This window comes from Vibrio hepatarius (assembly GCF_011806575.1).
Classification (GTDB): domain Bacteria; phylum Pseudomonadota; class Gammaproteobacteria; order Enterobacterales; family Vibrionaceae; genus Vibrio; species Vibrio hepatarius_A.
This window is the reverse complement of sequence record NZ_JAATOO010000041.1, coordinates 1-21272: the sequence shown is the minus strand read 5'-3', so window position 1 is coordinate 21272 and position 21272 is coordinate 1. Positions and strand designations below refer to the sequence as shown.

Below are 21272 nucleotides of genomic sequence, written 5' to 3'. Positions count from 1 at the left end.
CCCTTAGTTCAGTTGGTAGAACGGCGGACTGTTAATCCGTATGTCGCAGGTTCGAGTCCCGCAGGGGGAGCCATATTTAAGAAGCCAAGTCGAAAGACTTGGCTTCTTTCGTTTTAACTGCGACTTACTTGTTCCAAGTAAATGCCTCAGCCGAAACAGCCGCCCGCGTTCAGTCCCGCAGGGGAGCCATATTAGAGAAAGCCTCATCACACGATGAGGCTTTTTCGTATCTGCCCTACTTTCATTCGCTATTGTCATCGTTATAAGCCACTAGTTTACTTATAAGCACATTACCCCTAGCAATGCCCTTCATGCATCCCAAATAGCTTATATGGCGCGTGTGACAGGCACAAAAAAAGCGTGCGACCTGCGCACGCTTCTTCAAGAAAAATCATTCGTTAGCTTTGTCGCTACTTAGCTTGATTTAGCTGCTTAACTTCTGCATCCAACTCTTCTAACTTAGCTTTCATTTGATCGCGGCAGATGTTTGCTAATTCACGAACCTGCTCTTTGCGATAGCCTTCTGTGCTTACAGGTGGCAACATTTCAACTATCACATGACCATTGTTCCAACGATTGAGCTTAACGTCACTAGTAGAGCTACATACAATAGGAATGACTGGAAGTCCTGCACCAATCGCTGCGTGGAACGCGCCCGTTTTGAATGGCATTAAACCACGACCACGAGAACGTGTTCCCTCAGGAAACATCCATACAGACACATCGCCTTGCTTTAGGTTATCCACCACCTGATCAATCGTGCCTTTTGCTTTAGAACGATTACCACGGTCAATAAGAATGTTGCCTGTCAGCCAATACAACTGCCCAAACAAAGGCATCCAAGCTAGGCTCTTTTTACCAACTGTAACAACTTTTGGCGTAACGGCAGAAGATACCGTAAACAAATCCCAGCTGTTCTGATGGTTGGCGATATAAACGAACTGGCCACGGTTGTACGCATCTTCAGGAATACGCAGTTCTAATTTGATGCCAAATACACGAGACATTTTGCCAAATAGGCGACCAAAGGTGAAAACATGCTTAGGGTTACGTGGGCTAAGTAGGCAATAGCCACAGCCAAACACAAACATAACAATTGCAAACACAGCAACTGCTAGTACACGTAATAGTGCAATCATTGTTGTTCTCCGAGAACACGGTGAGTCAAAAATTATTTGTCATGACTCTAACTGATCTAATGTTTATAAAAAAGCCGAAACTTGCGTTTCGGCTTACAAATGTTAGCTGAAGGCTAGTTTTAGTCGCGGAAACGTTCGATCTTCGCGCCTAAAGTACTTAGCTTATCTTCAATTTTATCGTAACCACGGTCGATGTGGTAAATGCGGTCAACAATAGTCTCACCTTGCGCAATACAACCAGCGATAACTAGGCTCGCTGAAGCGCGTAAGTCTGTCGCCATCACTTGTGCGCCGCTTAGGTGGTCACAGTCGCCACAAATCACGGTGTTGCCTTCGATTTCTGCTTTTGCGCCCATACGCATCAGCTCAGGAACGTGCATAAAGCGGTTCTCAAAGATGGTTTCAGTAATCACACCGCCACCTTTCGCCATTAGGTTCAATAGCGTGAACTGAGCTTGCATATCGGTTGGGAAGCCTGGGTGTGGCGCTGTTCGAACGGTCACGGCCTTAAGCTCACGATCCGTCATATCAAGCGAGATCCAGTCTTCACCCGATTCCACTTTAGCACCCGCTTCTTCTAGTTTAGCCAGTACCGCTTCCAGTAAATGTGCGCTGGTATTGCGACATACCACTTTACCACCTGATACCGCAGCAGCAACCAAGAAAGTGCCGGTTTCAATACGGTCAGCAACGACAGCGTGTTTACCACCACCAAGACGTTCAACGCCCTCAATCGTGATCGTATCTGTACCTGCACCTGAGATCTTAGCGCCAAGCTTGTTAAGGAAATCGGCTGTATCGACAATCTCTGGTTCACGCGCCGCGTTATCCAGCACTGTTTTGCCTTCAGCAAGCGTCGCAGCACACATGATCGTAATCGTTGCGCCTACGCTCACTTTGTCCATCACAATGTGTGCGCCTTTCAAACGGCCGTCGACGTTTGCTTTAACGTAACCGTCTTCCAACGTGATTGTCGCACCCAACTGTTCTAGGCCGTGAATATGTAAATCAACTGGACGAGCACCGATAGCACAGCCACCTGGCAAAGAAACTTGACCTTGGCCAAAGCGAGCCACTAGAGGACCTAGAGCCCAGATCGAAGCACGCATCGTTTTCACTAAGTCGTATGGCGCGCAGTATTCGTTGATGCTGCCCGCATCCACATAGACTGAACCGTTGCGCTCAACTTTTGCACCAAGGCGCTTAAGCAGCTCCATAGTGGTGTCAATATCACGAAGGTGTGGCACGTTCGCCACTTCTACTGGCTCTTCTGCCAAGATAGACGCAAATAAAATCGGTAGTGCTGCGTTTTTTGCACCTGAAATGGTAACTTCACCAACTAAAGGGGTTGAAGAACCCGTAACTCGAAACTTTTCCATTAATAAACCTTACAGTGACATCAACTTCTTATCACGAGCCCACTCATCAGGAGTGTAAGCTTTGATTGATAGCGCATGAATGTCATTTCTTTTGATGTAATCCATCAGAGGAGCGTAAATCATTTGTTGTTTCTTAACGCGGCTCATTCCTTCGAAACAAGCATCAACAGCGACCACCTCGTAGTGGCTACCTTCGCCTTTCACGTGTAGCTCTTCTAGGTTTAGTTCTTGTTCTAAAATCTGTTGTACTTTTGCGCTGTCCACAATTCACCCCTGTTTAATTCTTTAAATGCCCGCCAAGAAACTCTTCGACATTACTAAGCTGAAATAGCGTTTTCAGTTGTTTTGGCACGAAGCTGAGCATTATATGACAGTTTTGCTTTTTTGCATGCTCTATTAAATGAATTAACAGTACCATACCCGCAGAATCAACACGTTTAACCTGCTCCATATTCACCTCGATGCGTGAAGATTCAGGTTGCCACTGTTGCACTGCCTGCCATATTTGCGGCACTGAATCGCGATTCAACGAACCGGTGATCAGGTAGCTATCGTCTGACTGCTTTTGCCATTGCGAGTCTGTCATTGCGCTGGGCTCTCAAACTGGATTGGCTTCGCTGCTAGCTCTTTAAGGTCTTTCGCTACCGCTGAGATACCGTCTTGGCGCAGTTTGCCGCTCCACTCTGATTGCTTACTTGACAGCAGGCTTACACCTTCCGCAATCATGTCAAACGCTTCCCACTCACCAGAGCGTTTATCCTTACGCAACTTAAATTCCAACTTGATGTTCGGTCGCGGTGAATCGACAATTTCAACTTTGATCCCTGTAATCGACTTCGACGGGTCCAGTTTTGGTTCAGGACCAAACAAGATTTCTTGGTCACTGTACTTAGTCAAAACTTGAGCATAAGAGCTGATCAAGTAGCTACGAAACGCTTCGATAAACTCGGCTACGTCTTCACGCTTTGCGCCTTTGAGATTCGTCCCCAGCAGCTTTAATGCCGCGTACTTATCGTTGACGTAAGGCATCAGTTCATCTTCAACCACAACCTTCAGATAATCTGGGTTTTGCTGAATCTTCGGCTGCTCTGCTTTCAAACGGCTAAACGCTTTTTCCGACACTTGTTTCATCATTTCATACGGCTGAGTTTTATCTATTTCTGCAGCCATGACCTGAAATGAGAAAATAACTGAAACAAGAGTAAGTACTAACTTTTTCAACATCCTATCCGCCTATTCGCTCGCTGAGTCGCCGCCAACGCTATACAGCACTTGACCGATCAAATCTTCTAAAACCATTGCTGATTTGGTGTCTTCGATAAAGTCACCGTCCACCAGCATCTGCTCATCTTCAAAGATGAAACCCGGTGTCAGCCCGATGTATTGTTCACCTATCAAGCCAGAAGTCAGGATCTTCACGCTCGATGTTTCTGGGAACTGGTTGTAATTGCTGTTGATTGACATCGTCACAACAGGCAATAGCGACTCAGTGTCTAAACCGATTTCAGTCACTCGGCCAATCACAACACCACCGACCTTAACCGGTGAACGAACTTTAAGACTGCCAATATTGTCGAATTCTGCCTTTAGAGTATAAGTATCGTTGGAGCCGAATCCCTTAACGTCAGCGACTTGAAAAATCATTACTAGAATTGCGCAAATTCCAGCAAGAACAAAGCTACCTACCCAGAGTTCTGTTTTTCTTGTTTGTTGCATGCTTAGTTCCCAAACATCAGTGCGGTGAGTACAAAGTCAAGACCCAGTACTGCCAGTGAAGAGTGTACAACAGTGCGAGTCGTCGCTCGGCTAATACCAGCCGATGTCGGAGTCGCATCGTATCCATTAAATAACGCAATCCAAGTTACCGTGATAGCGAATACCAAGGCTTTGACCATGCTATTACCGATATCTTGACCTAATTCGACAGACGCCTGCATCGCGGCCCAGAAGCTACCGTGGTCGATTCCTTTCCAATCCACCCCGACCAACTGGCCGCCCCAGATGCCGACGGCCATAAAGATCATTGCTAGCAACGGCATTGAGATCACTCCAGCCCAGAAACGCGGTGCAATAACGCGTTTGAGTGGATCAACCGCCATCATTTCCATACTAGAAAGTTGTTCTGTGGCTTTCATCAAACCGATTTCTGCGGTCAGCGCTGAGCCCGCGCGACCAGCAAATAACAATGCGGTCACTACTGGTCCAAGTTCGCGCAATAATGACAACGCAACCATTTGACCCAACGCGCCTTCCGCACCAAAGTCGACCAGAATGACATAGCCTTGCAGGCTGAGCACCATGCCAATGAATAATCCCGAAAGAACGATAATAATCAGCGACTGCACACCCACGCTATAGAGCTGTTTAACCAACAGTGGGAAGTTTTGTATCGGCTTCGGCCGCGTAATGATGGCGCCAAACAGCATCAGACTGGCGCGACCAAAAGATTCGAGCACAGACAACGCGCGGCGTCCGGTCCCGGCGACGAAATTTGCAATATCAGCCATCATTGAAACAACTCCGCGCCAAGTGGCTTCGCTGGATATCTAAATGGAACGGGACCATCCGCTTTACCTTTAAGAAATTGTTGAACCTGAGGGTTAGGATTATTTCGAATCTCATCAGGAGAACCGCAGGCGATCACTTTACCGTCAGCCAAAATATAGACCCAATCTGCAATGCTCATCACTTCTGGTACGTCGTGTGAAACAACAACTGACGTTACCCCCAGCGCTTGATTGAGGTTACGAATCAACTCCACCAGCACACCCATAGTAATCGGGTCTTGGCCTACAAACGGCTCGTCATACATGATTAAGTCAGGATCGAGAGCGATAGCGCGTGCAAGCGCGGCACGGCGTGCCATACCACCAGAGAGTTCACTCGGCATTAATTCAGCGGCACCACGTAGGCCAACCGCCTCTAATTTAAGTAACACTAGCGTGCGGATCAGTGTTTCGTCTAATTGGGTATGTTCGCGAAGAGGAAAAGCGACGTTGTCAAAAACGTTAAGGTCTGTAAAAAGCGCACCCGACTGGAACAGCATGCTCATCTTTTTACGTTCAGTGTAGAGTTGTTTGCGGGTTAGTGCCGGGATATTTTTACCATCAAACCATATATTGCCCGATTCAGGAGCGATCTGCCCACCAATTAAACGCAATAACGTGGTCTTGCCTATCCCTGAAGGCCCCATGATTGCGGTTACTTTTCCTTTGGGCACCTGCAAGCTGATATTATCAAATATCTTGCGCTCCCCGCGGGAGAACGTTAACTGTTCGACAGTTACTAGGTCGTCTGATGTCATCGCAAACTCTTATTCGTTCTCTATGAATAGGCAATCATAAGCAGATTCATTTTGAATTTAAAGCACTGTTCGATTAATTGTGATTATATAAATAAAGCTCAATTCATTTCACTCAGCCATAAGACAAAGATTTGAATCGCATCATTGGTTAACAATTTATTCGATCAACCGCTTCCCTTTTATAGACCAAAGCGTCAAAATTGACGGTTAAATTCTTTCAATTGTCTAAATTAGGATGTGTCATGTTTGAAGCCGTTGCGTTTCTCGTTATCGGATTAGTATTTTTGGTTTGGAGTGCAGACAAGCTGGTTTTCGGCGCTGCAGCATTAGCTCGCAATGTCGGTATTTCACCATTAGTTATCGGTATGACTATCCTCGCAATGGGCTCTTCGGCGCCAGAAATGATGGTATCGGCAACCGCAGCACTTGACGGTAAAACCGATACTGCGGTCGGTAACGTTCTGGGCTCAAACATCGCTAACATTGCGTTAATCTTGGGGATTACTGCGCTAATCAAGCCACTATCGATTAGCTCTGCTGTGTTACGCCGTGAACTTCCCCTAATGGTTGGCGTGACTATTTTAGCCGGTGTCTTACTTTGGGACAGTCATTTAGGCTTTTATGAAGGTATCCTACTGTTTGTGCTATTTGCTGCTTTCATCATCGCGATGCTGCGCATTAGCCAAAAAGAAAAGTCCGGCGGCAAGCCCGACCCTCTATTGGAAGAGCAAGAGTCTGAAGTTCCAGACGGCGTGAGCAACATGAAAGCGGCGGTCTGGGTCATTATTGGTCTTATCATATTGCCTCTTGCGGCAGATATGTTGGTCGACAACGCCGTAATTATTGCTCAGTACTTTGGTATGAGTGACCTAGTGATCGGTCTGACCATCATCGCCGTTGGCACTAGCTTGCCTGAACTGGCCGCGTCTCTTGCAGGCGTAATGAAAGGTGAAGACGACATGGCGGTAGGTAATATCATCGGCTCAAACGTATTCAATATTCTCGCCGTGATGGGTATTCCAGGCATTTTAAACCCGTCAATTTTAAGTGAATATGCGATGGGACGTGATTTCTGGGTTATGCTAGGCGTCTCTTTATTATTAGTTGCGATGGCTTTAGGTAAATCACGCAGCATCAACCGCGTTGAAGGTGCGGTTCTCTTCCTCTGCTTTATCGGATACCAAAGCTACCTTATTCTTAACATGACAGCGTAATCGCTAGTTGGAGTTTGACATGTTTGATTATCGTTCTGCGGCTCTCGAAGTCCTAAATACAGAAATAGAAGCGCTACAGCAGCTCGACCAGTATTTTGACGAGAGCTTTGCCAAAGCTTGTGAACTCATCCTTGCAAACAAAAACGGCAAGGTTGTCGTTATGGGGATGGGAAAATCAGGTCATATCGGTAACAAGATTGCGGCATCATTGGCGAGTACAGGCACATCAGCATTCTTTGTTCATCCGGGCGAAGCGTCACACGGCGACCTCGGTATGATTGCACCGGGTGATATCGTTCTCGCGATCTCAAACTCAGGTGAATCAGCAGAAATTCTTGGCCTATTCCCTGTGCTAAAGCGTCTGGGCATCAGCATCATCAGCATGACGGGTAAGCCAGAATCAAACATGGCAAAATGGTCTGATGTTCACCTACAAATCACTGTTCCCAAAGAGGCTTGCCCACTAGGCTTAGCACCAACTTCGAGCACTACAGCGACTTTAGTAATGGGCGACGCATTGGCTGTGGTTCTGCTCCAAGCGCGCGGATTTACCGCTGAAGACTTTGCAATGTCGCATCCAGGGGGCGCTCTGGGCAGAAAGCTACTGCTCAAACTATCGGACATTATGCACACTGGCAGCGCGCTGCCTTTGGTGACACCAACCACTGTGGTACGTGATGCACTCTTAGAAATCAGCCAGAAAGGCCTAGGCATGACCGCGGTAGTTGACGACCACCAGCAGTTAGTCGGTATTTTTACCGACGGTGATTTACGCCGAATCCTAGATAAACGTATCGACATCCACACGGCGGTGATCGGCGATGTCATGACGGTTAACCCAACCACAGCTAATCCAAACATGTTAGCCGCAGAAGGCTTAAACATGATGCAGAATAAGAGCATCAACGGTCTAGTTCTTTGTGAAGACGGTAAAGTCGTTGGCGCACTTAATATGCACGACTTACTTAAAGCGGGAGTAATGTAATGGCAGAATTGGTTGAAACCTTATACCAACCCGTGGAACCAAGTCTTCTAGACGTTGCCAAAAGTATTAAGCTGCTGATTTGCGACGTCGATGGCGTATTTTCTGATGGCCGTATTTACATGGGAAACAACGGCGAAGAATTAAAAACATTTCATACCCGCGATGGTTACGGTGTAAAGTCACTGATGAACGCGGGGATTGAGATCGCCATTATCACTGGTCGTAAGTCGCAAATCGTCGAAAATCGCATGCAGGCATTGGGTATCTCACTGATTTACCAAGGCCAGGACGACAAAGTAAAAGCTTACCAGGACATTTGTAACAAGCTAAATATCTCTCCAGGACAAACGGGCTACATTGGTGATGATCTGATTGACTGGCCAGTGATGGAAAAAGTAGCTCTGAAAGTCTGCGTGGCAGACGGTCACCCGCTATTGGCGAAACGTGCCAATTACGTGACCGCGATTAAAGGTGGTCATGGCGCAGTTCGAGAAGTGTGTGATTTGATTCTACAAGCGCGTGATGAATTGGATGTCCATAAAGGACTGAGTATATGAGTTTATCTCGTATCGGCTACCTGCTTGCTGCTTTTACTTTATGTTGGTCAACTTACTATTACCTGACCAATGACAAGCAATCAGCATCACAGGTGAGTCCGAGCCTAGAACAACCAATGTTTAGCGGCAAGCACCTCAACAACACGTCTTACGACGAAAGTGGGGTTCGCAGCTACGTTATTACTTCGCTAAGCTTAGATTATTACGCTAAAAGCGGAGATACTGTCTTTAACCAGCCAGTACTAAAAGTTTTTAAAGCAGGCAGCATACAAGAGTGGGAAATCACCGCCAAAACGGGCGTGTTGAATAAAGACCATGTTCTCACCCTGACCGAAGACGTAGTAGTGAAAAACCTACTACCAGAGTCAGGTTTCGACACGCTAAATACTCTTGATATGAGCATCCGCTTAGACAACCGAGATTTTTGGGCCGATAACCAAGTGATTATTTACGGCCCACAATTTGAAACCATAGGGCAAGCAATGAAAGGCAACTTTGCCGATCACAGCGCAACCCTTTACAAGAGCGTACAAGGTAGATATGAAACTCTTACACCTTAGCCTTATCTCTTGCTTACTCCTATCCGGCCAAGCTTTGGCGCTATCTTCGGATCAAGACCAACCAGTCTACATTGATTCCGATAGCCAACAGCTGGATATGCAAAGCAACAAAGTGACCTTTGAAGGTGACGTAAAGCTTAAGCAAGGCAGCATCAACATCAATGCGGATAAGATTATCGTTACCCGTGACCCTAAAACTGGTGCGATTCAAAATATCGATGGCTACGGTAGCCCAGCGACATTTTCTCAGCTTACCGATGATGGTAAAACGCTGGCGGGTGAAGCAATTGAGCTGCAATACAGCCTTGCGCAAGACCAGCTAACGATGAAAAAGAACGCGATGCTTTCTCAGGATGACAGTACTATTCGAGGCAACCAGATTCGCTACAAAATTTCTCAGCAGAAGCTTATCGCCGACAGTAAATCAAAAGGCGATCGCGTGACGACGATTCTTCAGCCTCAAGCAATCCAAGAATAACTATGGCGCTATTAAAAGCAGAACATTTAGCCAAGAGCTATAAAAACAGAAAAGTGGTTTCTGACGTCAGCCTTCAAGTGAAGTCTGGTCAGATTGTCGGTTTGCTTGGACCTAACGGTGCGGGTAAAACCACGTCTTTCTACATGATTGTTGGCCTTGTCGCTCGAGATGAAGGCGCGATTTACATCGATGATGAAGACATCAGTATTCTTCCGATGCACAGCCGCTCACGTATGGGGATAGGTTACTTGCCGCAGGAAGCGTCTATCTTCCGTAAGCTGTCGGTCGAACACAACATCATGTCTGTACTTGAAACGCGCAAAGAAATGACGCGTGAAGAGCGCCAAGACAAATTGGAAGATTTACTTGAAGAATTCCACATCCAGCACATTCGTCATAGTGCAGGTATGGCACTATCAGGTGGTGAGCGCCGCCGCGTAGAGATTGCTCGCGCATTGGCAGCTAACCCCAAATTCATTTTGTTGGACGAACCGTTTGCCGGTGTTGACCCGATTTCGGTTATCGACATCAAAAAGATTATTGAACACCTACGTGATCGTGGCTTAGGTGTACTGATCACCGACCACAACGTACGTGAAACACTCGACGTGTGTGAAAAGGCGTATATCGTTAGTCAAGGACACCTGATTGCAGAAGGTTCTCCTGACGAAGTACTCAATAATGAACAAGTAAAACAAGTTTATCTCGGCGAACAATTCCGTCTATGATTAAAGTGAAGAACGGTAAGATTCTATAGCATTTAAGGCACGTAATACTGAATGAAACCCTCATTACAACTCAAGCTAGGACAGCAGTTAGCGATGACACCTCAGCTACAGCAAGCGATTCGTTTGTTGCAGTTGTCAACGCTAGATCTTCAACAAGAGATTCAGGAAGCGTTGGATTCAAACCCGCTCTTGGATGTCGAGGAAGCTGGTGAAGACCTGTCCGCCACGGAAGACAAGCCTGTGAATGAGGAGAAAGAGGCCGCGCTTGAAGCAAGTGAAACCGACGCCCAAGATAGCTCAGAGCTGATTGAAAAATCTGAGATTAGCTCTGAACTTGAAATCGATACCACTTGGGAAGATGTTTACAGCGCTAACACTGGCAGTACAGGCATTGCGTTAGATGACGACACTCCTGTGTACCAAGGTGAAACAACGCAAACATTACACGACTACCTTGCTTGGCAACTCGACCTCACTCCATTCAGCGAAACAGACCGTACCATCGCGTTAACGCTCATCGACGCAATCGACGATTACGGCTACTTAACCGTTTCTCTCCAAGACATCCTAGAAAGCTTTGATAACGAAGAGATCGAACTCGACGAAATTGAGGCCGTACGTAAACGCATCCAACAATTTGACCCACTTGGTGTTGCTTCAATCAATCTTCAAGACTGCTTGTTGCTACAACTGGTGACTTATCCTGAAGATACGCCGTGGTTGGAAGAAGCAAAGTTAGTCCTCACTAACCACATCGACCAATTGGGCAATCGCGATTACAAACTGATCATTAAAGAGACTAAGCTTAAAGAAGCAGAGCTACGCGAAGTACTGAAGCTGATACAACAACTCGACCCTCGCCCGGGTAGCCGTGTATCCACCGAGCACGCGGAATATGTGATTCCTGATGTGTCGGTATACAAAGATCATGGTAAGTGGGTAGTGACTATCAACCCAGATTCTGTGCCTAAGCTTAAAGTAAACCAACAATATGCCGCTTTGGGCAAAGGAAACAGCGCCGACAGCCAGTACATTCGCAGCAATTTGCAAGAAGCAAAATGGCTGATTAAGAGTTTGGAAAGTAGAAACGAGACGCTGCTCAAAGTTGCCAAGTGTATTGTTGAACATCAAAGAGATTTCTTTGAGTATGGTGAAGAAGCCATGAAGCCAATGGTGCTCAATGATGTCGCATTAGATGTCGATATGCATGAGTCCACTATCTCTAGGGTGACTACGCAAAAGTTTATGCACACCCCTCGTGGCATTTTTGAACTGAAGTATTTCTTCTCTAGCCATGTCAGTACTGACAATGGTGGAGAATGTTCATCAACTGCAATCCGCGCGCTGATCAAAAAGCTCGTGGCTGCTGAAAACAGTGCTAAGCCACTCAGTGACAGCAAAATTGCAGCTTTACTCGCTGACCAAGGGATTCAGGTCGCTAGACGAACAATAGCTAAATACCGTGAATCATTAGGCATCGCCCCTTCTAGTCAGCGTAAACGCCTGCTATAAGGCCTTAAACCGAGAAGGAAAGTCTATGCAAATCAATATTAATGGCCACCACGTTGATCTAACCGATTCAATGCAAGACTACGTAAACGAAAAGTTTCAAAAGCTGGAGCGTTTTTTCGATCACATCAACAATGTTCATGTGGTCTTAAAAGTTGAAAAACTCAATCAAATCGCTGAAGCTACCCTTCACGTAAACCAAGGTGAGATCCATGCTTCTGCCGATAACGAGAGCATGTATGCCGCTATTGATTCCCTTGTCGACAAGCTGGTTCGTCAGCTAAATAAGCACAAAGAAAAACTACACAACACCCACTAATACCATGCAATTAAGCGAAATCCTCTCACTGGACTGCACGAAAAGTGCAGTCCAGTGCACTAGTAAAAAGCGTGCTCTGGAAATGATCAGTGAACTTGTCGCTGAACGAACCGGACAAAGTTCCACTGAACTGTTTGAGTGTATGCTCAGCCGCGAAAAAATGGGCAGTACCGGTATCGGTAATGGCATCGCCATACCCCATGCCCGCATGCAATCGAGCGACAAAGCAATCGCAGTGCTGATCCAATGTGAATCACCGGTAGAGTTTGACTCTATCGATAACCGCCCGGTTGATTTGCTATTCGCACTTTTGGTGCCAGACGCCCAATGCAAGGAGCACCTAAAAACGCTCGCTAGCATGGCTGAACGCCTCAACGATAAACAGGTCTTGAAACAGCTGCGCAATGCTCAGTCAGACCAAGAGCTGTACAACATTATGGTTAACCAATAATGCGTTTAATCGTCGTCAGCGGACAATCTGGAGCAGGAAAAAGCGTCGCGCTTCGAGTACTAGAGGATTTGGGGTATTACTGCGTTGATAACCTCCCGCTTGACCTACTGGATGCATTTGTTAAATCCGTAGAATCCAGTAAGCAGAACGTTGCGGTAAGTATCGATATTCGTAACTTACCTAAAGAGCCTGATTCAGTGAACAACGCACTGGATAAGCTAAAGAACACGCCGAAACTCGACGTCAGCGTATTCTTCTTAGGTGCGAAGAAAGACACACTGCTAAAACGCTATAGCGAAACCCGACGTATTCACCCACTTTCTCTGGGCGAAGAAAAAGTTTCACTAGAGCAAGCGATCGACAAGGAACTCAAGATCCTTGAGCCGCTCAAAGAAAACGCTGACTTGGTGATCGACAGTACTACACAGTCATTGCACGAACTCAGTGAAACCGTTCGCATGCGCGTTGAAGGACGCAGCCGAAAAGACCTCGTGATGGTATTCCAATCATTTGGTTTCAAGTACGGGCTACCGAATGATGCTGATTACGTGTTTGATGTACGCTTTTTACCTAACCCTCACTGGGAACCTGCTTTGCGACCTTTAACTGGTCTTGATGCGCCGATTATCGCCTTTTTAGAAAATCACCCAGAGGTATTAGAGCTTAAAAAGGAAATCCAACAGTTTATCGAACGCTGGCTTCCCATGCTCGAGAAAAACAATCGCAGTTACTTGACCGTTGCGATTGGCTGTACTGGTGGTAAGCACCGCTCGGTGTATCTAACTCAGCAAATCGCCGAGTATTTCGCTGAACAAGGGCACCAAGTACAAGTACGCCACAACACCCTAGAACAAACCCACAAGGAATAAGCCTATGCAGCAACAGAGTAGAACAGTCCTAATCCAAAACCGCCTAGGGCTTCATGCTCGTGCTGCTGTAAAGCTGGTCGAACTGGCACAATCGTTTGACGCTGTGCTGACCATTCAAAACCATGAAGGTAAAGAAGCCACCGCTGACAGCGTAATGGGGCTTTTGATGCTTGAGTCTGCACAAGGTGAACACGTCACGATCAGCGCAGAAGGAAGCGATGCGTCACCTGCCCTAGATGCGGTTTGTCATCTGATTGAAGATAAGTTTGAAGAAGACGATTAGTAAAGTTGTCACTAATTCATCTAGCGTCATATTAACTTATTAAATTACATCTAAATTTAAGTTACTATTCCAACAATTGTAACCACATAGAGTCAGGGGGAACCAATGGCCGAGCAAATTGAATTCGACCAAGCTCACCAAGCCCTCCAAGAAGTCACAGAAGCTCTAGAAAATGGCCGTTTTGTCCATGTCCGTCGTCAGCTACAGGACATGGAGCCAGAAGATATTGCCCATCTATTAGAAGCCTCGCCACGTAAAAGCCGTGACGTTCTATGGCAACTCACCGACCCTGAAGATTACGGTGAAATTCTTGATGAACTAAACGAAGACGTAAAAGACGCATTGGTATCGAAGATGCCTCCGGAAATGCTTGCAGAAGCAACGGAAGGCATGGATACCGACGACGTCGCTTACGTTTTACGTAGCCTACCCGATGACGTATCCCGAGAAGTTCTCTCGCAAATGGATACCTCGGAGCGATTACGCGTAGAAACCGCGTTGGCTTATCCAGAGGATACCGCGGGTAGTATCATGAACACTGACGTCGTCACCATTCGTGGCGATGTGGATGTTGACGTGGTTCTACGATACTTACGCATGAAAGGCGAACTGCCTGAAGCGACCGATGCATTGTACGTGATCGATGAAGAAAATCGCCTAATCGGTGAATTACCAATCATCGCACTGATCACGACTCAGCCTGATATCAAAGTCGCAGAGGTAATGGAAGACGCCGACGAAGCCATCGAAGTCACTATGAGTGACTCTGATGTTGCCAGTCTGTTCGAACGACGCAATTGGGTATCCGCACCGGTTATCGACGAGAACCAGCACCTTGTAGGCCGTATTACTATCGATGACGTTGTTGACGTTATCCGTGAAGACGCCGAACACTCGATGATGAGTATGGCAGGTATGGATGACGACGAAGATACCTTCGCGCCTGTAGTTAAATCAGCAAGAAAGCGTAGCATCTGGTTAGGGGCAAACGTACTCGCAGCACTTGCAGCGGCCTCGGTATCGAATATGTTCGAAGCCACGCTCGACCAAATGGCGGCAATTGCAGTCTTAATGACGATCGTTCCATCGATGGGTGGTGTTGCTGGTAACCAAACCGTAGCACTGGTGATCCGTGGTCTGGCACTTGGCCATATCGGTGACTCGAACAAACGAGAACTGCTACTTAAAGAAGCTTCGATCGGCTTATTGAACGGCATTTTATGGGCGTTAATTATCGGTGGGATTGTTGTCGCTTGGAAAGGCAACTGGATGCTCGGTGGTATTATTTCCGCCGCAATGCTGACTAACCTGCTGGTTGCGGGGATCGCCGGGGTCACCATCCCAATCTTACTGAAAAAGATGAATATCGACCCAGCTTTGGCAGGCGGTATGGCACTGACAACCGTGACTGACGTCATTGGCTTATCGGTGTTTCTAGGTTTGGCGACAATTCTTATCTAACTTAGCCAGTTCTGGATACAAAAAAGCGCAGCCCGAGAGCTGCGCTTTTTACTTTCTGGCGTTAGCCGTTAATGTTTGGCCCTAGCCATTTTTCAGCTTCAAGCATGTTCCAACCTTTACGCTCGGCGTAACTCTCTACTTGATCTTGCTGGATCTGAGCGATCGCAAAGTAACGAGAATCAGGATGCGAGAAGTACCAACCCGAAACCGACGCGCCAGGGAACATCGCATAGCTTGACGTTAAAGTCATACCAATGGTTTCTTCCACCTTCATCAGCTCCCAAAGCGGCCCTTTTTCGGTATGTTCCGGACACGCAGGGTAGCCTGGAGCAGGACGGATACCTTGGTATTTCTCACGAATCAGTTCTTCGTTTGACAGATTCTCATCTGGCGCATAACCCCAGATTTCTTTACGAACACGCTCATGGAGGTATTCGGCAAATGCTTCCGCTAAACGATCCGCCACCGCTTGGATCATGATTGCGTTGTAATCGTCACCTTGTGCTTTGTACTCATCCGCCAACTCACGTTCGTTGATACCACCCGTTACGGCGAACGCACCAATCCAGTCTTTCTTACCAGACGCTTTTGGCGCAATATAATCTGACAGACAGTAGTTGAAACCTTTTGGTTTCTGAGTTTGCTGACGCAGGTTACACAATACTTTCGCCACTTCGGTGCGTGACTCGTCGGTATACACTTCAATATCGTCACCCACGCTCGCTGCTGGGAACAGCGCACACATACCGCGGGCTTGCATCAAACCTTCACGCTCTACACGGTCAAGCAGCTCGTTTGCATCCTTAAACAAGCGCTGCGCTTCTTCACCCACCTCTTCATGCTTAAAGATCGTTGGGTACTTACCAACAAGTGACCAAGTCATAAAGAATGGTGTCCAGTCGATGTACTTGCGCAAGGTAGCAATGTCGAAATCATCAAACACATGTACACCCGGTTTTGCCGGAACAGGTGGCGTGTAAGCATTCCAATCAATCGCGACTTTATTGGCTCGCGCTTCTTCCAAAGTCACTGGCTTGGTACGCGGCTTCTTGCGGTTGTGCTGATCACGAACACGCTCATAGTCTTCGGCTAACTTCTCGACAAACGCAGGACGACGCTCGTCAGATAGCAATGACGTACACACACCTACAGCACGTGAAGCGTTGTTCACATACACCACCGGGTGTTTGTAGTTCTGTTCAATCTTAACCGCAGTATGTGCTTTAGATGTCGTGGCACCACCAATCAGAAGCGGCAAATCGAAATCCAGACGTTCCATCTCTTTCGCAACGTGGACCATTTCATCCAGTGAAGGAGTAATCAAACCTGAAAGGCCGATAATGTCGACATTCTCTTCTTTCGCGACTTTCAGGATTTGCTCACACGGCACCATCACGCCAAGGTCAATGATCTCATAGTTATTACACTGCAGAACCACGCCTACGATGTTCTTACCGATATCGTGAACGTCTCCTTTCACCGTCGCAAGAAGGATCTTACCGTTGGTACTACCAACTTGTTTCTCGGCATTGATGTAAGGCTCCAAATGAGCAACGGCTTGTTTCATCACGCGGGCTGATTTCACCACCTGTGGTAGGAACATCTTTCCTTCACCAAACAAGTCACCCACCACGTTCATGCCGTCCATCAATGGACCTTCGATCACTTCCAGCGGCTTCGATGCATTGATTCGCGCCTCTTCGGTGTCTGCGACGATGAACTCGGTAATACCTTTCACCAAAGCGTGTTCCAAACGCTTTTCTACTGGCCAAGTACGCCACTCTAACGCAGAGGCATCTTCTTCCTTGCCAACACCCTTGCCTGCATACTCTGCCGCAATATCTAGTAAACGCTCTGTGCCATCATCACGGCGGTTAAGTACCACATCTTCTACCGCTTCACGTAGCTTGTCGGGCACGTTGTCGTAGATTTCCAGCTGACCAGCATTGACGATCCCCATATCCATACCGTTTTTAAAACAGTGGTAGAGGAATACCGCGTGAATCGCCTCACGCACATAGTTATTACCTCGGAATGAGAACGATACGTTAGAAACACCACCAGAGATCATCGCGTGTGGCAAGTCTCGCTTGATATCCGCCACTGCTTCAATAAAGTCCACCGCGTAGTTGTTGTGCTCTTCAATACCAGTCGCAACAGCAAAGATGTTCGGGTCAAAAATGATATCTTCTGGCGGGAAACCTACCTCGTCGACGAGGATACGATAAGCCTTAGTACAGATCTCTAGCTTACGCGCACGGGTTTCCGCCTGACCGACTTCGTCAAACGCCATCACGATCACGGCTGCGCCGTAGCGACGGATCAGTTTTGCCTGTTCTACAAACTTCTCTTTGCCTTCTTTCAGCGAGATCGAGTTAACGATGCCCTTGCCTTGAATGCACTTCAAGCCCGCTTCGATGACTTCCCACTTTGAAGAATCGACCATGATAGGCACACGAGAGATCTCTGGCTCAGACGCACACAGGTTTAAGAAACGCACCATACACGCTTCTGCATCCAACATGCCTTCATCCATGTTGATATCGATAATTTGAGCGCCGTTTTCAACTTGCTGACGAGCGACTTCCAATGCTTCGTCATACTGCTCTTCTTTGATAAGGCGTTTGAAGCGTGCAGAACCAGTTACGTTAGTTCGCTCACCAACGTTAATAAACAGCGTTTCCTTTTCGATGGTCAGAGGCTCTAGACCGGATAGACGACAAGCGACATTGAGTTCCGGTAATTGACGAGGCTTAACCCCTTCAACCGCACTCGCCATTTGACGGATGTGCTCTGGCGTTGTACCACAGCAGCCACCTATCAGGTTTAAGAAACCACTCTCTGCCCACTCTTTGACGTGCTCAGCCATATCTTCAGGAGACAGATCGTACTCACCAAACGCATTTGGTAAGCCTGCATTAGGGTGAGTTGAAACAAAAGACTCAGAGATACGAGAGAGCTCTTCAACGTATGGACGCAACTCATCCGGACCTAACGCACAGTTCAAACCAAACGAAAGCGGTTGAACGTGACGTAATGAGTTATAAAACGCTTCTGTCGTTTGACCAGAAAGCGTACGACCCGACGCATCTGTGATGGTACCCGAGATCATCACAGGAAGCTTGATGCCAAGCTCTTCAAATACGGTATCAACGGCAAACGCACACGCTTTTGCGTTCAAGGTATCGAAAATGGTTTCAATCAGGATAAGATCTGAGCCACCTTTGATCAGCGCGCGAGTCGACTCAGAATACGCTTCGACGAGCTGGTCAAAGCTCACATTTCGATAGCCAGGGTCATTAACGTCCGGCGAGATAGAACAGGTACGGTTGGTCGGGCCTAAAACACCGGCAACATAACGTGGCTTATCTGGTGTTTTCGCCGTCCACTCATCAGCCACTTCACGAGCTAGTTTAGCCGCAGCAAAGTTGATTTCTTCGCTCAGGCTTTCCATATCGTAGTCAGCCATCGCGATCGTTGTCGCATTGAAGGTATTGGTTTCCAGAATGTCAGCGCCTGCTTCGAGATATTCTGAATGAGTTTCCTTGATTAACTGAGGCTGACTCAGAACCAACAAGTCGTTATTACCCTTTAGATCGCAATGCCAATCAGCAAAGCGCTCACCTCGGTAATCCTGCTCTTCCAATTTGTATCCTTGGATCATGGTGCCCATACCACCATCAATCAACAAGATACGTTGCTTTAATTGGGCTTCAATTTGTTGTCTCACATTACTTCCCACTGTACAGCCTCATTCCTTTACTAATTGCTCCATCCTATCACAGAACAAAAAGAAGTATAGACGTCTAAAACAACTTAATTTATCACTCACACAATACAAAAAAGTGTTTGCTATTTAAGCACGCTAGGACCAAAATCCTCATTCATAATTTGTTACATACAGAGATATTTATGTCGGTCTATTACACGCTCTGTTTTCTATCCGCTGCAGCAATGATGATTGCTTTTATAAATAGCAAGATAGGAAAAATGCAGACTACCATCGCCATTACCGCTGGCTCAATGGTGTTGTCGTTACTCATCCTTATTGCGGGTCAAAACGACTGGTTCCACCTTACAGAAATTGCTTCGAAGACAATGTCGAGCATTAACTTCGAAGATTTTTTGTTAAAAGGTATCTTAGGTTTCTTGTTGTTTGCTGGTGGTCTTGGAATTAAGTTGCCAAACTTAAAAGATCAGAAATGGGAAATTACCGTGTTGGCATTAGGTGCGACACTCTTCTCCACCTTCTTTATCGGTTTTGCTCTCTATGGTTTCTGTCAGTTACTCAACATCCCATTTAACCTCGTCTACTGCCTACTCTTCGGCGCGCTCATTTCGCCAACCGACCCCATTGCCGTTCTCGCTATCGTCAAAAAGCTAGATGCTCCAAAGCGTATCTCTACTCAGATTGAAGGTGAGTCACTGTTCAACGATGGTTTCGGCTTGGTTATCTTCGTTACTCTATTTACCATTGCGTTTGGCAGCGAAGCTCCTACTGTTGGTAGTGTGACTCTATTGTTTATCCAGGAAGCGATTGGCGGCATCGTCTACGGCTTTGCCTTAGGTCTGTTATTCCACTATTTAATCAGTGCCACCGACGACCACTCAATGGAGTTATTGCTGACTATTGGGATACCAACCGCAGGTTATGCATTTGCGGAAGTGATTCACGTATCAGGTCCATTAGCAATGGTGGTCTCGGGGATTATGATTGGTAACTGGACCCGCTTTATCGGCTTTTCTAAAGAGAGTGAAGACCACTTGGATCACTTCTGGGAATTGGTTGATGAATTCCTTAATGGCGTGCTGTTCCTATTGATTGGTATGTCGATGCTACTATTCGAATTCCACCAAGAAGACTGGATTTTGATGGCTTTCGCTGTCCCGTTGGTTTTAGCATCTCGCTACTTGAGTGTGTTCTTCTCTTACATCGGTTTTAAGCGTTACCGTCAATACAACCCTTGGTCAGTCAGAATCCTCACTTGGGGCGGACTACGTGGTGGTCTCGCGTTAGCAATGGCGCTATCCATTCCATCTGGTATTTGGGTTGTTCAAGATAAACTGATCGATGTAAAAGAGATCGTTCTAGTTATGACCTATGCCGTGGTGGTTTTCTCGATTCTTGTCCAAGGCTCAACGATTACACCAATGATTGAAAAGGCAAAACTAGCCGAACGAGAAATGAACCGCGACAAGAAAGAGAAAGAACAATTGCAAGAACAGTCTAACTAGCTTTTCGCCAGTACTTTCACCAAGCCCGGTAAATTCTACCGGGCTTTTTTGTATCTAGTACCCAGCTAGCATCGATTGTCCATCGCAGCTAATCAGCTAAATAGAGTTGAGGTTAGGAGCGCTAGAGAAACTCCAGCATAGACTCAATACCCATTAGAACATTGAGCATTTCTAAGTCGCTATCCCAAAGAAATCAGAAACAAACTTCCCTTTACATTGACTCGTTTTGTACAAAATACGCCTTGCTAAGCGGTAAGAAAGACAGTGATCAATGCATTGAATGGAATTGGATTGGCTGGCTCAGCAAGCTCAAATCGAAAGGGTTGAGCATCTCTTAAAATAGACATTAGAAATGAGCAAAAAGAAGAAAGCCCGCCATTTGACTAGGTTTTATAAATAAGTAGCGAGAAGGTGACTTGTTCGAGGACTAGATTGTTTCTCGACAATAGGAAATGGAGAGAATTCTGATCGTTAGAAACAAAAGAAAGCCAGTCCTACGACTGGATTTCGAAAGAGGTGGCAAGTGACTAGGCTTAGTCTCAATTGGACTCATGGGTTGGAGAGCAAATTTCTTTGCATATACGAAAAAGTCCTAGCATCTCTGCTAGGGCTTTGTCTGAATAAATGGCGGACGGCCGGAGTTGCGGACAACCGGGACTCGTTGGTCGAAGACCAAAATAACCTGATAGAAACGAAAAGACCTCAGCATTTCTGCTGAGGTCTGAAATAAGTGGCGGAGCGGACGGGACTCGAACCCGCGACCCCCGGCGTGACAGGCCGGTATTCTAACCAACTGAACTA

22 protein-coding genes are annotated in these 21272 nt (G+C 46.8%); 13 read left to right on the top strand and 9 right to left on the bottom strand.

Annotation, left to right across the window (positions count from 1 at the left end):
* Positions 1 to 410: 410 nt before the first annotated feature.
* The 8 genes from HCZ42_RS20675 to mlaF all read right to left on the bottom strand — a co-directional run bounded on the left by HCZ42_RS20675 (position 411) and on the right by mlaF (position 5822).
* On the bottom strand, positions 411 to 1139 hold the full coding sequence (locus HCZ42_RS20675; RefSeq protein WP_167422583.1) for a 1-acylglycerol-3-phosphate O-acyltransferase: 729 nt from the start codon (positions 1137 to 1139) through the stop codon (positions 411 to 413).
* Between the two features lie 119 nt (positions 1140 to 1258).
* On the bottom strand, positions 1259 to 2518 hold the full coding sequence (gene murA / locus HCZ42_RS20670; protein WP_167422582.1) for a UDP-N-acetylglucosamine 1-carboxyvinyltransferase: 1260 nt from the start codon (positions 2516 to 2518) through the stop codon (positions 1259 to 1261).
* 9 nt (positions 2519 to 2527) lie between these two features.
* On the bottom strand, positions 2528 to 2782 hold the full coding sequence (ibaG, locus tag HCZ42_RS20665) for a BolA family iron metabolism protein IbaG (RefSeq protein ID WP_167422581.1): 255 nt from the start codon (positions 2780 to 2782) through the stop codon (positions 2528 to 2530).
* Between the two features lie 13 nt (positions 2783 to 2795).
* Positions 2796 to 3104 (bottom strand): STAS domain-containing protein, encoded by a 309-nt coding sequence (locus tag HCZ42_RS20660; protein WP_167422580.1) that lies wholly within the window; start codon positions 3102 to 3104, stop codon positions 2796 to 2798.
* The gene (gene mlaC, locus HCZ42_RS20655; RefSeq protein WP_167422579.1) at positions 3101 to 3742 is read right to left on the bottom strand and encodes a phospholipid-binding protein MlaC; all 642 of its coding nucleotides are present in this window, start codon (positions 3740 to 3742) and stop codon (positions 3101 to 3103) included. The genes HCZ42_RS20660 and mlaC overlap by 4 nt, the downstream gene beginning before the upstream one ends.
* 9 nt (positions 3743 to 3751) lie before the next feature.
* Positions 3752 to 4234, bottom strand: a complete 483-nt coding sequence (gene mlaD / locus HCZ42_RS20650) for an outer membrane lipid asymmetry maintenance protein MlaD (RefSeq protein ID WP_167422578.1) — start codon at positions 4232 to 4234, stop codon at positions 3752 to 3754.
* Positions 4235 to 4236: 2 nt separating this feature from the next.
* On the bottom strand, positions 4237 to 5025 hold the full coding sequence (mlaE, locus tag HCZ42_RS20645) for a lipid asymmetry maintenance ABC transporter permease subunit MlaE (protein WP_439849010.1): 789 nt from the start codon (positions 5023 to 5025) through the stop codon (positions 4237 to 4239).
* Positions 5025 to 5822 carry a phospholipid ABC transporter ATP-binding protein MlaF gene (gene mlaF, locus HCZ42_RS20640; protein WP_167422576.1) on the bottom strand — a complete coding sequence of 266 codons (798 nt, stop codon included), beginning with the start codon at positions 5820 to 5822 and terminating at the stop codon, positions 5025 to 5027. Before mlaF ends, mlaE begins: the two co-directional genes overlap by 1 nt.
* A 242-nt stretch (positions 5823 to 6064) precedes the next feature.
* Here mlaF and HCZ42_RS20635 point away from each other — a divergent pair, with 242 nt between their 5' ends.
* From HCZ42_RS20635 to mgtE, 12 genes are all read left to right on the top strand, one after another.
* Complete coding sequence (locus HCZ42_RS20635; RefSeq protein WP_167422575.1) at positions 6065 to 7036, top strand: calcium/sodium antiporter; 972 nt, start codon at positions 6065 to 6067, stop codon at positions 7034 to 7036.
* 19 nt (positions 7037 to 7055) lie between these two features.
* Positions 7056 to 8021, top strand: a complete 966-nt coding sequence (locus HCZ42_RS20630; protein ID WP_167422574.1) for a KpsF/GutQ family sugar-phosphate isomerase — start codon at positions 7056 to 7058, stop codon at positions 8019 to 8021.
* On the top strand, positions 8021 to 8578 hold the full coding sequence (kdsC, locus tag HCZ42_RS20625) for a 3-deoxy-manno-octulosonate-8-phosphatase KdsC (protein WP_167422573.1): 558 nt from the start codon (positions 8021 to 8023) through the stop codon (positions 8576 to 8578). The genes HCZ42_RS20630 and kdsC overlap by 1 nt, the downstream gene beginning before the upstream one ends.
* Positions 8575 to 9138 (top strand): LPS export ABC transporter periplasmic protein LptC, encoded by a 564-nt coding sequence (gene lptC / locus HCZ42_RS20620; protein WP_167422572.1) that lies wholly within the window; start codon positions 8575 to 8577, stop codon positions 9136 to 9138. The genes kdsC and lptC overlap by 4 nt, the downstream gene beginning before the upstream one ends.
* Positions 9119 to 9616 (top strand): lipopolysaccharide transport periplasmic protein LptA, encoded by a 498-nt coding sequence (gene lptA, locus HCZ42_RS20615; RefSeq protein ID WP_167422571.1) that lies wholly within the window; start codon positions 9119 to 9121, stop codon positions 9614 to 9616. The genes lptC and lptA overlap by 20 nt, the downstream gene beginning before the upstream one ends.
* A gap of 2 nt (positions 9617 to 9618) precedes the next feature.
* The gene (lptB, locus tag HCZ42_RS20610; RefSeq protein ID WP_053408830.1) at positions 9619 to 10344 is read left to right on the top strand and encodes an LPS export ABC transporter ATP-binding protein; all 726 of its coding nucleotides are present in this window, start codon (positions 9619 to 9621) and stop codon (positions 10342 to 10344) included.
* Between the two features lie 51 nt (positions 10345 to 10395).
* Complete coding sequence (locus tag HCZ42_RS20605; protein WP_167422570.1) at positions 10396 to 11856, top strand: RNA polymerase factor sigma-54; 1461 nt, start codon at positions 10396 to 10398, stop codon at positions 11854 to 11856.
* A 25-nt stretch (positions 11857 to 11881) separates the two neighbouring features.
* Positions 11882 to 12172 carry a ribosome hibernation promoting factor gene (gene hpf, locus HCZ42_RS20600; RefSeq protein ID WP_167422569.1) on the top strand — a complete coding sequence of 97 codons (291 nt, stop codon included), beginning with the start codon at positions 11882 to 11884 and terminating at the stop codon, positions 12170 to 12172.
* Positions 12173 to 12176: 4 nt separating this feature from the next.
* A complete protein-coding gene (gene ptsN, locus HCZ42_RS20595; RefSeq protein WP_167422568.1) occupies positions 12177 to 12623 on the top strand; it encodes a PTS IIA-like nitrogen regulatory protein PtsN in 447 nt (148 codons plus the stop codon).
* Positions 12623 to 13492 (top strand): RNase adapter RapZ, encoded by an 870-nt coding sequence (gene rapZ / locus HCZ42_RS20590; RefSeq protein WP_167422567.1) that lies wholly within the window; start codon positions 12623 to 12625, stop codon positions 13490 to 13492. The genes ptsN and rapZ overlap by 1 nt, the downstream gene beginning before the upstream one ends.
* Before the next feature lie 4 nt (positions 13493 to 13496).
* Positions 13497 to 13775, top strand: coding sequence for an HPr family phosphocarrier protein (locus HCZ42_RS20585; RefSeq protein ID WP_167422566.1), 279 nt, complete (start codon positions 13497 to 13499; stop codon positions 13773 to 13775).
* A 105-nt stretch (positions 13776 to 13880) separates the two neighbouring features.
* Positions 13881 to 15236: a magnesium transporter gene (gene mgtE, locus HCZ42_RS20580; RefSeq protein WP_167422565.1), complete on the top strand. Its 1356-nt coding sequence runs from the start codon at positions 13881 to 13883 to the stop codon at positions 15234 to 15236.
* Positions 15237 to 15297: 61 nt separating this feature from the next.
* Here mgtE and metH read toward each other — a convergent pair whose 3' ends face one another.
* Positions 15298 to 18978, bottom strand: coding sequence for a methionine synthase (metH, locus tag HCZ42_RS20575; protein WP_167422564.1), 3681 nt, complete (start codon positions 18976 to 18978; stop codon positions 15298 to 15300).
* A 170-nt stretch (positions 18979 to 19148) separates the two neighbouring features.
* Here metH and HCZ42_RS20570 point away from each other — a divergent pair, with 170 nt between their 5' ends.
* Entirely contained in the window at positions 19149 to 20471 is a 1323-nt protein-coding gene (locus tag HCZ42_RS20570) for a cation:proton antiporter (RefSeq protein WP_167422563.1), read from the top strand.
* Positions 20472 to 21272 lie beyond the last annotated feature (801 nt).